General features: G+C 69.1%; 9 protein-coding genes and 2 pseudogenes. 6 read left to right on the top strand and 5 right to left on the bottom strand.

Annotated elements, in window-relative coordinates; translation table 11 throughout:
* Positions 1–1,830, bottom strand: a 1,830-nt coding sequence (locus tag Q0X16_RS04290) for an aspartate kinase (RefSeq protein ID WP_297830987.1), incomplete at its 3' end; no start/stop codon positions are given.
* Positions 1,831–2,151: 321 nt separating this feature from the next.
* Between Q0X16_RS04290 and Q0X16_RS04285 the strand changes: the two genes are divergently transcribed.
* Positions 2,152–2,559, top strand: a complete 408-nt coding sequence (locus tag Q0X16_RS04285) for a DUF6491 family protein (protein ID WP_297830984.1) — start codon at positions 2,152–2,154, stop codon at positions 2,557–2,559.
* A gap of 16 nt (positions 2,560–2,575) precedes the next feature.
* Here the strand turns inward: Q0X16_RS04285 and Q0X16_RS04280 are convergent, their stop codons facing one another.
* From Q0X16_RS04280 to ftsY, 4 genes and pseudogenes are all read right to left on the bottom strand, one after another.
* Positions 2,576–2,848 (bottom strand): oxidative damage protection protein, encoded by a 273-nt coding sequence (locus Q0X16_RS04280; protein WP_297830981.1) that lies wholly within the window; start codon positions 2,846–2,848, stop codon positions 2,576–2,578.
* On the bottom strand, positions 2,845–3,990 hold the full coding sequence (mutY, locus tag Q0X16_RS04275; protein WP_297830978.1) for an A/G-specific adenine glycosylase: 1,146 nt from the start codon (positions 3,988–3,990) through the stop codon (positions 2,845–2,847). The genes Q0X16_RS04280 and mutY overlap by 4 nt, the downstream gene beginning before the upstream one ends.
* 8 nt (positions 3,991–3,998) lie before the next feature.
* A complete protein-coding gene (locus Q0X16_RS04270) occupies positions 3,999–5,255 on the bottom strand; it encodes a hypothetical protein (protein ID WP_297830974.1) in 1,257 nt (418 codons plus the stop codon).
* A pseudogene (gene ftsY, locus Q0X16_RS04265) lies at positions 5,252–6,259 on the bottom strand (signal recognition particle-docking protein FtsY); the annotation flags it as partial. The gene Q0X16_RS04270 and the pseudogene ftsY, both read right to left, overlap by 4 nt.
* A gap of 115 nt (positions 6,260–6,374) precedes the next feature.
* Between ftsY and rsmD the strand changes: the two are divergent.
* The 5 genes and pseudogenes from rsmD to Q0X16_RS04240 all read left to right on the top strand — a co-directional run bounded on the left by rsmD (position 6,375) and on the right by Q0X16_RS04240 (position 10,960).
* A complete protein-coding gene (gene rsmD, locus Q0X16_RS04260; protein WP_297830971.1) occupies positions 6,375–6,986 on the top strand; it encodes a 16S rRNA (guanine(966)-N(2))-methyltransferase RsmD in 612 nt (203 codons plus the stop codon).
* Between the two features lie 7 nt (positions 6,987–6,993).
* Entirely contained in the window at positions 6,994–7,494 is a 501-nt protein-coding gene (gene coaD / locus Q0X16_RS04255) for a pantetheine-phosphate adenylyltransferase (RefSeq protein WP_297830968.1), read from the top strand.
* On the top strand, positions 7,491–8,042 hold the full coding sequence (locus tag Q0X16_RS04250; protein ID WP_297830965.1) for a hypothetical protein: 552 nt from the start codon (positions 7,491–7,493) through the stop codon (positions 8,040–8,042). The genes coaD and Q0X16_RS04250 overlap by 4 nt, the downstream gene beginning before the upstream one ends.
* A 159-nt stretch (positions 8,043–8,201) precedes the next feature.
* Positions 8,202–9,842, top strand: a pseudogene (ggt, locus tag Q0X16_RS04245) (gamma-glutamyltransferase); the annotation flags it as partial.
* 230 nt (positions 9,843–10,072) lie between these two features.
* The gene (locus Q0X16_RS04240; protein WP_297830961.1) at positions 10,073–10,960 is read left to right on the top strand and encodes an MBL fold metallo-hydrolase; all 888 of its coding nucleotides are present in this window, start codon (positions 10,073–10,075) and stop codon (positions 10,958–10,960) included.
* Position 10,961: the final 1 nt, after the last annotated feature.

Genomic DNA, 10,961 nt, shown 5'->3' with positions numbered 1-10,961 from the left:
GAAGCGCGCGCCGCCGTGCGCGCAGGCGGCCCGGATGGCGTGGTAGCGATCCCGCGGACCCGCCCCCGCCGGCTTGTTCGGGGTGATGTCGTGGATGCCGGCGGCCAGCCACAGCGGATATCGGCTGGCGACCGCGTCGCTGGCGCTGCAGTCGAGGATGACCTTGTGCGGCAAGTGAGTGGCCTCGAGATGCGACACGATGGCGTCGAGATCGGCCGGTGCGGATTCGCCCTGCATCCGTTCGCGCCAGCCGCTGCCGTCGCCATGATCGATCGCCCACAGCCGCGAACGGGTGGCCAGCGCGCGCAGGCGCAGGTCGAGGTTGGCGTCGCGGCACAGTCGCGGCGCCGCCGCTTCCAGCTGGTCGAGCAGGGCGCCGCCGACCTTGCCGGGCCCGACGACCGCCAGCGCGAGGGTCTGCGGCGACAGCCAGAACGCGGCGTGCACCGCGCGCAGCGCGCGGGTTGCGTCCGCCTCGTTCAGCGCCACCGAGATGTTGCGCTCCGAAGCGCCCTGCGCGATCGCGCGCACGTTGACCCTGGCCCGCGCCAGCGCGTCGAACAGTCGCGCAGCCACGCCCGGCGTGCCGGCCATGCCGTCGCCGACCGCAGCCAGCACGCAGATGCCGGCGCCGGCGGTGACGCCGTGCACCTGGCCGCCGGCCAGTTCGCGGTCGAATGCCGAGGTCAGCGCCACGCGCGCGACCTCGGCCTGTTCGGCATGCACCACGCAGCAGATCGAATGCTCCGAGGAGCCCTGCGAAATCATCACCACCGACACGCCGGCGGCGCGCAGCGCGCCGAAGGTGCGCTCGGCGGTGCCGGGTACGCCGATCAGTCCGGCGCCTTCGAGGCAGACCAGCGCGAGGTCGCGGTTGAGGGTCAATCCCTTGACCGGCCCGGCGCCCGGATCGCCGTGGGCATCGATGCGGGTGCCGGGATGGCCGGCGTCGAACGTGTTGCGCATGCGGATCGGCAGGCCGCGTGCGATCGCCGGCGCCAGCGCCTGCGGGTGGATGACCTTGGCCCCGAAATAGGCCAGTTCGCAGGCTTCGCTGTAGCTCATCGCCGGCAGCGGTACCGCCTCCGGGACCAGTCGCGGATCTGCGGACAACACGCCGTCCACGTCCGACCAGATGTGCAGTTCGTCGGCGTTGAACAGGCCGGCGAAGATTGCCGCCGAATAGTCGCTGCCGTTGCGCCCCAGCGTGGTTGGCAGGCCGCACTCGTCGCTGGCGATGAAGCCGGTGACGTTGACGCGGGGCTGCGGGTTGCGGGCGAGCCAGTCGGCCAGCAGGTGCGCACTGGCCGCGTGGTCGGGCACGGCGCCCAGTTCGGTATGGCGCACCCGCAGCACCTGACGCGCATCGAGCAGCGCGTAGTCGCCGCCGCGTTCGCGCAGGCAGGCGTTGAGCAGGCCGGTGGACAGCAGTTCGCCCATGCCTTGGATGCGCGCCAGGGCGGTGGGGCCCGGCTGCCGCAGCAACGTGGCGGCCCGCAGCAGTTCGTCCAGTTCGTCGCACAGCGCGTCGATCCGGGCCTGTGCCGGTTCCGGCCGTTGCAGCAGGGCGAATGCGGTTTCCAGATGGCGCGCGCGGATGGCGCGAAGGCCCGGCTCCCAGTCGCCGCCGGAGGTGGCGGCGCGACCCAGCGCGATCAGGGCGTCGGTGGTGCCCTGCATGGCGGAGGTGACGACGACCTGCCGCGGGCTGTCGTCGGCAAGCAGCAGGTCGGCGACGCGACGGATGCAGTCGGCATCGGCCAGCGAACTGCCGCCGAACTTGTGCGCGCTGCAGGCGGGGGCGGCAGGTGGCGAAGCGAGGGAATCCATGGAGCCTCCGGTGGAGGCCCGCGCCGCGCTCGAGTTCGGGGTCCGCGCCCCGCCTCTACGCTGCGGGGCCGATGTCTGGCAGGAAGAATTATCCAGGCATGACCGACCGCACCGGGCGGGTACCGGTGGTCGTCGTGGTGGTGGTCATGCGGCGGGACATGGGCCGACTGTGCTGCACTGCGGCACGGGCTGTCAAGCATGGGGCATGATGAATCTGTCCATAACGGAAACCTGCCGCCCGGATCCGCAAGCCCGACGGCTAAGCCTGCGTTGTGGATCGGGCACGGATGATTCGGACATCCGCCGAATAGGAGATGTGGCATGAAAATCTGGATCCTGCCCGTGATGGTCGCGCTTGGTTTGTCCGCTTGCGCTTCCTATCGCCTCAGCGACACCGAACGGCTGTCCCTCTACGAGGCGCATGCGGGCGCGCCGGTGGAAAAGATCAACTACACGACGCCGATCGGCTGGGACAAAGTCGATGACCAGCACGTTGCGCTCGATCTCCGTCCGGGCGAACGCTGGCTGCTGACGCTGTCCGGGCCGTGCCTGCGGCTGGGCAATGGCGCCAGTTCGCTGCGACTGGCCCCGCTCGCCGGGATGGTGCTGTCGCGGTTCGATCGGGTGGAGGTGTCGGGTTCCCGGATCGGTTGCCGCATCGAGGAAATCCGCCCTGTCGATCTGCCCGCCCTGCGCGCCGCCGAGAAGACCCTGCGCGACAAGCGCTGAACGCCGGCGTTGCGATTCAACCGCCCTTCGGAACGTAGCCGGGGGGCATGTGCACGCTTTTCTCGAACAGGAACCGGACCATCTCGCGCTCGAGGAATTCGCGCTGTTCCGGATTCATCGGATGGATCCGGTATTCGTTGATCAGGATGGTCTGGTGGGCGAGCCAGCGCCTCCACGCCGGCTTGCCGACTTCACGATAGACGCGCAGCCCGGCTTCGCTGGGCCAGGGCGGGAAGTCCAGTCCTTCGGTCTCGATGTCGTCGACGACGCAATGGATTCTGCGCGTCATGTCTGAAACTCCTGGAGCAGCTTGCGCACCGGGGCAGGCAGGCCGAGGCCGGACAGTTCGGAAAGCGTGGCCCAGCGCATGCCGTCATTGTCGGCGATGGCGTCGCGCGGGCGGTTGACGACGATCAGAAGCGGCTGGATTTTCAGCCGATAGTGGCTGAAACCGTGCAGCAGCGGTTCCAGCGGTTGGGCGTTGCCGAAGCCCGAACGGAAATGCCGGGTGAACCAGGCCCGGGCGTGTTCCAGATCCGGCTGTTCGGGCAGCGACCACAGCGCAGCCCACAGGCCGACCGGCAGGCGGCGTTCGAGCAGCACGCGGCCTTCGCCATCGCGCAGGATGAGCATGTGCGCTTCGCGCAGCGGGAGCCGTTTGCCGGGCCGTGGCGTCGGCAGTTCCGCCGCTCGCCCCTGTCGGCGGGCGCGGCAGGTTCCGCGCAGCGGGCAGGCGTCGCAGTCGGGATTGGCGCGGGTGCAGACGGTGGCGCCCAGATCCATCAGCGCCTGGGTATAGTCGGCCATGCGCGCTTCCGGCAGCAGGCTTTGCGCCAGAGTCCACAGCCGTTTGTCGATGGCCGTGCTTCCCGGCCAGCCTTCGATCGCCTGCAGCCGGCAGAGCACGCGCTTGACGTTGCCGTCGAGGACCGGCGCGCGTTCGCCCCAGGCCTGCGACAGGATGGCGCCGGCGGTGCTGCGGCCGATCCCGGGCAGGGTCATCAGCGCATCGAGGTCCTGTGGCAACTCGCCGTCGTGGCGTTCGACGCAAATGCGTGCCGCCGCATGGAGGTTGCGGGCGCGGGCGTAATAGCCCAGACCGGACCACAGCGCGAGCGCCTGATCCAGAGGCGCCGCGGCGAGTGCGGGCAAGTCGGGCAGGGCGGCGACGAAACGCTGGAAGTAGCCGATCACGACCGACACCTGGGTCTGCTGCAGCATGATTTCGCTCAGCCAGACGCGGTAGGGCGTGCGCGGGTGCTGCCAGGGCAGGTCGTGACGACCGTGCCGGTCGAACCAGTCCAGCAGGCGCTCGGCGATCCCGCCGTCGGGCAGGGGTTCCGACGCTGGCGGTCGCGCGTCGTCGGGCGCCTTGCCCGATGTGCGCCGCTTTTTCGGCCGGGTCGGAGATGCCGCCGCGGTTTCGCGCATGGGCCTGCTCACTCGTCGCCCATTTCGATTTCGACGCCTTCCAGCGTTGCTCCGTCGAGTTCGACGCGCGGCGTGGTCAGCGTTCCCGCCAGCGGCGGCAGCGGCGAGGCGGTGCTTTCCGCGTCCAGCCAGCCCAGCACTTCCGGCAGGCGAAAATGCAGTTCTAGCGCGGTGGCGTCGCGCCGCAGGGACAGCGATGCGGGATCGGTGAATGCCGGCGCGCCCTTGTAGTCCAGCGCGAAGAGCAGCGCCGACTTCGACGCCGACAGCGGCGCGGGCAGCGCCGGCCAGGCATCCGGCCAGCCGGCCAGGCTGCCTTCCAGATGCAGTCCCAGGCGACGGCCCACCGACAGGCTGCCGCGCGCGCGTGCGGAAGGGATCGCACCGTCGCCCGCCAGCACCACCGTCGCCGGCACGAACCGCCAGAGGGCGTTGTTGAACGCCATCGGCCCGTAAAGGCCCAGCCGGAACGGTACGCTGCCGCCAGAAGACAGGTAGCGCCCGGCAATGCCGAGCTTGGCCGGCTGCATCAGCGCCGAATCCTTGCCGATGCGCAGAGGCCCGGCCAGGAAAATCCGTGCAGGAACGCGCCAGCCATCGGCTTCGATCAGGGTCAGCTGGCCGCTGCCGGAGACCTGGACGGGCTTGCCGTCGAGCAGTTGTTGTGGTCGTGCGACGGCGACGGTCAGGTCGGCCGGAATCGAGATCGGTGCATCGAGATAGCGCCCCCGCACTTTTGCCTGCGCGGGTTGGTCCGGAAGCAGCGACGGCAGGTCGATGGCCAGGCCGTCGATGCGCCAGTCGTCGTTGTCGATGCGGCCGGCGCGTACGCGCAGGCCGTGGGTCAATGCCGGCAGATGGCTGGGTTCGCTGGGCGGGCGCGTCGCCAGCCAGCGTTGCAGTGCCGGAAGATCGAGCGTCGGTTCGTCCAGCTCGACGCGATCGATGGTGAGGTCGCTGCCGCCCGTGCGCAGCGTGCGCCACGGCAGCGACAGAAAGACGCGACGTGCCCGCAGCAGCGGCGCATCGCCGGGGCGGCTGGCCGTCATCCCGCGCAGCACCAGCTGCGGCGTGCCGCGCAGGCGGTAATCGATCGAGGCGGCCTGGACGTCGAGCCCGAGCGAATCCCCGATGTAGCGCAGCAGGTAGTGGCCGGCACGCTGCGGCTGCAGCAGCCAGCCGGCCAGCAACAGCAGGACGGCGCAGGCGATGGCCAGCCGCAGCAACCGCCGCCGGATCGGCCTCGGCGCTGCCGTCGCGTTCATCCGCCCAGGGTTTCGGGCAGCATGGCGTCAACGAAGGCTTCGGCGTCGAAGACCCGCAGGTCCTCGGGCCGTTCGCCGATGCCGGCGTAGCGGATCGGGATGCCGAACTCGCGCGCCAGCGCGAACACCACGCCGCCCTTGGCGGTGCCGTCGAGCTTGGTGACCACCAGTCCCGTCACGGGGATTTTCTCGTTGAACTTGCGCACCTGGTTGATCGCGTTCTGGCCGGTGGTGCCGTCGATCACCATCAGCACTTCGTGCGGCGCGTCGGGATCGAGCTTCTTCAATACGCGGGCGACTTTGGCCAGCTCGTCCATCAGCCCGCCCTGGGTGTGCAGGCGACCGGCGGTGTCGGCGATCAGCACGTCCACATTGCGCGATTTCGCCGCCTGCAGGGCGTCGAAGGCGACCGATGCGGCATCGGCGTTCTGGCCCTGTGCCACCACGGCCACACCGTTGCGCTCGCCCCAGGCCTGCAGTTGCGCGACCGCTGCGGCGCGGAAGGTGTCGCCGGCGGCCAGCATCAGGCTGCGGCCTTCGTCCTTGTAGCGACGGGCCAGCTTGCCGATGGTGGTGGTCTTGCCGACCCCGTTGACGCCGACCGTGATGATCACGAAAGGCTTGCGCCCGGCGTCGATGGCGAGCGGTCTGGCCACCGGGACCAGCAAGGCCACCAGTTCGGCGCGCAGTGCCTTCAGCAGCGCCCGTGCGTCGGCAAATTCGCGCGACTTCATCCGCTTGCGCAGCGCCTCGATCAATTCGCTGCTGGCCGTCACGCCGACGTCGGCGGTGATCAGCGCGGTTTCGATTTCGTCGAGCAGGTCGTCGTCGAGGATCGGATTGCGGCCGAGCAGTTCGGCCACGTCGGTATTGAGCAGCTTGCCGATCCGCTGCAGCCAGCCGGTCTTGCCGGGTGCGGCGGGCGCTGGAAGGCCGGCCTCGTGCGGGTCTGCGCCCACCGTTGCCGGCGTTTGCGCGTCAGGGCGAGGTTCGGCTTCAGGAGCCTGCGCGGGGGACTGCCCGGGTGGATTGGAGGGTTTGCGACGGAACCAGCTGACCATGAATCCGGGAATGTTCGAAAATGGCCGTCATCCTAGCATCCAGCACCCCCGACACCGGATGAATCCACGACGCGTCAAACCCTTGCACAACGGTTCCGGAACGGTCCGGATCATCGGCGGCCGCTGGCGCGGTACGCGCCTTGCGGTGCCCGACCGTCCCGGTCTTCGACCGACTTCCGATCGGGTTCGGGAGACCCTGTTCAATTGGCTGCAGTTCGAGCTGGACGGAGCCCGCGTGCTCGATCTGTTCGCGGGCAGCGGGGCGCTGGGCCTCGAGGCGGCCTCGCGCGGCGCGGCGCGGGTGGAACTGGTCGAAGTCGATCCCGGGCTGGCGCAGGTGCTGCAAACCGAGGTCGAAACGCTGGGCGCGACGGGTTCGGTGGCGGTGCACAGGGCGGATGCCCGCCGGTTTCTGGCCGATTGGCAGGGGGAGCAGTTCGATATCGCCTTCGTCGATCCGCCGTTTGCGGCCGGGTTGTGGGCGGAAATCCTGCCGGTTCTGGCGGCGAAACTTTCGCCTTCGGCCTGGCTTTACGTCGAAAGCCCGGCCGAACTGGCGCCTGATCCTGGTCAGGAATGGGCGCTGCATCGCGAAAAGCGCACCCGCGAAGTGCGCTATGCGCTGTTCAGGCGGGGTAAACTCGCACCAAAGCCGAACCAAGGCGACTGACCGGCCCATGACAGCGGCAACCCGCATCGCGGTTTACCCCGGAACGTTCGATCCGATCACCAACGGGCATATCGACCTCGTGAATCGGGCGGCGCCGCTGTTCGAGCGCCTGATCGTCGGCGTGGCCGCCAGTCCCGGCAAGGGGCCTGCGCTTCCTCTGGAGTTGCGGGTTGCGCTGGCCCGGCAGGCGCTGGGGCACCATTCCAACGTGGAGGTGTGCGGGTTCGATTCGCTGCTGGCGCATTTCGTGCGCGAGATCGGCGGCGGCATCCTGCTGCGCGGCCTGCGCGCGGTGTCGGATTTCGAGTACGAGTTCCAGATGGCGAGCATGAATCGCCACCTGATTCCGGAGGTCGAGACCCTGTTCCTGACCCCCGCAGAACAATACGGCTTCATTTCGTCGTCGCTGGTGCGGGAAATCTCGCGGCTTGGCGGCGACGTGTCCGGCTTCGTCCCCGCCGCCGTCGTCGCGGCGCTCGAAGCGCGGCGACGGGAGGATCAGGCATGACCGCCCGCCGCCTTCACTCCGCCAACTTGCCAGCCAATACACAAGACAGAGGGAACATCATGAACATGTTGACGCGACTGCTCATCATCGCCTGTCTCATGCTGCCGTTTGCGGCCTGCAAGAAGCATGAGGCTCCGCAAGCCCAGGAGCCGACCCCGGTCGCCTTGCCCAGCAGCGACAAGCAGGCCGACTGGATCGCCTATCTCAATTACAAGCTGCAGCCCCACATGGACGGGATCACCGGCAGTCCGTTCGTCTACTTCCTGCCGGCCGCGACCACCGAGGATTTCGGCGGCATGTACGACCGCCAGCTCGGCAAGCTCAAGGAAGACCTGAGCCGCGGCATCATCGAGGGCAACATGCTGGTGTTTGCCTCGCCGGCGCCGGACAAGGAAGTCGAAATGATGGAAGCGGCCTTCCCGGACGTTCCGCAGGGGACGATGAAGGGGGTGAAGGTCGTGTTCATCGGCACCCCGGAGCTGAACGACCGGGCCAAGGCGGCGGTGAGCGCGGCCGGCGTCAACTACATCTTCATCGAGGCCAAGTGACGGGCGTTGCCGGAGGGTGGCATTGATCCGGTGCGGTTCGTGAAGGGACGCGATTCCAGGCTCGCGGCGCGGCTGGCGGCAGCGGCCTTCGGCCTGCTGCTGCCGCTGCTCGCGCTGGGCGCGCAGGCGACGGATCCGGCGCCTGCGGAATCCCCGCGTCCGCCCGGCGCGGCGATCGCCAGCGCGCACGCGGCGGCCACCGAGGCGGGCGCGCAAATCCTCCGCGAAGGCGGCAACGCCTTCGATGCGGCGGTGGCGGTGTCAGCGGTACTGTCGGTGGTCGAACCGATCAGCTCGGGTCTCGGCGGCGGCGGTTTGTGGCTGCTGCACGATGCGAAAAGCGGGCGCGACGTGTTCATCGACGGCCGCGAGACTTCGCCGGCCGCGGCAACGCCCGACCGCTACCTCGACCGTGCCGGCAACCTCGACCCGGACCGTTCCGAAAACGGCCCGTGGTCGGCCGGCATCCCCGGGCTGCCGGCGCTGCTGGTTCACGTTGCCGAGACCTACGGGCGGCTGCCGCTGAAGCAGACCCTGGCGCCGGCGATCCGCATCGCGCGCGAAGGCTTCCCGGTCTACGCCCGCATGGCGCGCGGCTACCAGTCGCGGCGCGCGGTGATGGAGCGCTATCCGGGCACCCGCGCGCTGTTTGCGCCGAACGGCAAGCCCATTGCCGAAGGCGATCTTTTCCGACAGCCGGATCTGGCGGCGACGCTGGAACGGCTGGCGGCGCAGGGTTTCGACGGTTTCTACCGCGGCCGGGTCGCGCGCAAGCTGGTGGCCGCGGTCAATGCCGAGGGAGGACAGTGGTCGCTGGACGAGCTTGCCGGCTATAGGGTCAAGGAGCGCGAGCCGATCCGCTTCCGCTACCACGACTGGACCATCGTCACCGCGCCGCCGGTGTCCTCCGGCGGGATCGCGCTGGCGCAGATGCTGCAGATTCTCGAGCCCTATGGCCTGGAAGCGCTGCCGGAAGCGCAACGCGTGCATCTGGTGGTGGAATCGATGCGCCGCGCCTACCGGGACCGCACCTTCTACCTCGGCGACCCCGACTTCGTGCGGGTGCCGCAGGCGCTGCTGACCAGCCCGGCCTACGCCGCCGGCCTGCGCGCCTCGATCAATCCCGACAAGGCCACCCCCAGCGACCTGCTGTCGGGCCAGCCGACCCCGCTGGAGGACGAGGAAACCACGCATTTCTCCATCATCGATGCCGAGGGCAACCGCGTCGGCGCGACCCAGACCGTCAACCTGCTCTACGGCTCCGGACTGGTCGCGCCGGGTACCGGCGTCCTGCTCAACGACGAGATGGACGATTTCGCGCTCAAGCCCGGCACGCCCAACGCCTTCGGCGTGATGGGCTACGAGGCCAATGCGCCCAGGCCCGGCAAGCGCATGCTCAGCTCGATGACGCCGACCTTCATGGAATCGCCCGACAAGGTAGTGGTGCTGGGTACGCCGGGAGGCAGCCGGATCATCACCATGGTGCTGCTGGGCATCCTCGGCTACGACGCCGGGCTGGACGCGCCGCAGGTGGCGGCGTTGCCGCGCTACCACCACCAGTGGCTGCCGGACGTGATCGACGCCGAGCCGGGCGCGATTTCCGCGCAGGCGGCGCAGGCGCTGCGGGCGATGGGGCACACGCTGGATTTGCCGCCGGATGAAGCCGTCGGCGGGCGCGGTTCCAGCCACGTCTGGGGCAATCTGCAGACGGTGGAATGGGATCGTGCGCACAATCGGTTGCTGGGCGGCAGCGACCCGCGCAACGACGTCGGCAAGGCCGAGGTGGTGGTTTCGCCCTGACGGACACGGGTTTGCGCTGGCGTCAGCGCCGGCCGTCTGCCTGCCTGATCGGCTCGCCGCTCAAGCTTCGCGTCCGGCTTCGATTCGCGGCCGCGGGGCATCCCTGGCCCCCACGAACCCATCACGCAGGCAGGCGGCCGTTGGGCTGCGCGCGCGATGGCCGGTTTTTGCTGGTGTCGGCACCTATTCGATGTCAAAGGGGTTTTCACCGGCCGGCGTACACTTCGGTCATGAAACTGTGGTCGATCGAAGGCAATACCCAGAAACTCGACGGTGGCGCGATGTTCGGCAATGCACCGCGCGCGCTGTGGGAGCGTTGGGTGCGGGTGGACGAGCGCAACCGCATCGATCTGGCCTGTCGGGCGCTACTGGCCTCGCCCATCAACGGCAAGACCGTGTTGTTCGATACCGGCATCGGCGCCTTTTTCCCGCCGCCGCTGCGCGAGCGCTATGGCGTGGTGGAAGACCGTCACGTGCTGCTGGAATCGCTGGCCAAGGCCGGTTTCCGCCACGAGGACATCGATGTGGTGGTGCTCTCGCACCTGCACTTCGACCACGTTGGCGGGCTGCTGGCGGCGTGGGAAGACGGCCAGCCGCCGCGGCTGCTGTTTCCCAACGCCAGCTTCGTGGTGGGCGCCGAGCACTGGCAGCGCGCCCGCCGTCCGCATCCGCGTGACCGCGCCAGCTTCATTCCCGAAGTGCCCGGGCTGCTGGAAGCCAGCGGTCGGCTGGAGCTGGTGGAGGGCGATTTCTGCAAGGCGCTGGGGCCGTCGGTGCGCTTCCACCACAGCGACGGCCACACCCCGGGGCTGCTGCTGGCCGAGGTGCTGGGGCCGCGTCTGGTGGATGGCGCCGCCCACGGCGGCGTGGTGTTCTGCGCCGACCTGATCCCCGGCATCCCGTGGGTGCACGTGCCGATCACGATGGGCTACGACCGTTGTGCCGAGGAGTTGATCGACGAGAAAACCGCCTTTCTCGAAGACATGCTGGCGCGCGAGGTTGGATTGTTTTTCACCCACGACGCCGCGCACGCGCTGGCGCAGGTGGCCAAGGACGAGAAGGGGCGGTTCAGCGCGGTTCGTGCGCAGACGGAGCTGCGGGCAATGGTGTTGAGCTGAG

Origin of the sequence: Thermomonas sp., from assembly GCF_025993755.1 — a bacterium.
GTDB lineage: Bacteria > Pseudomonadota > Gammaproteobacteria > Xanthomonadales > Xanthomonadaceae > Thermomonas.
Note: the sequence above shows the minus strand (reverse complement) of the source record. Positions and strands in the feature narration are given on the sequence as shown.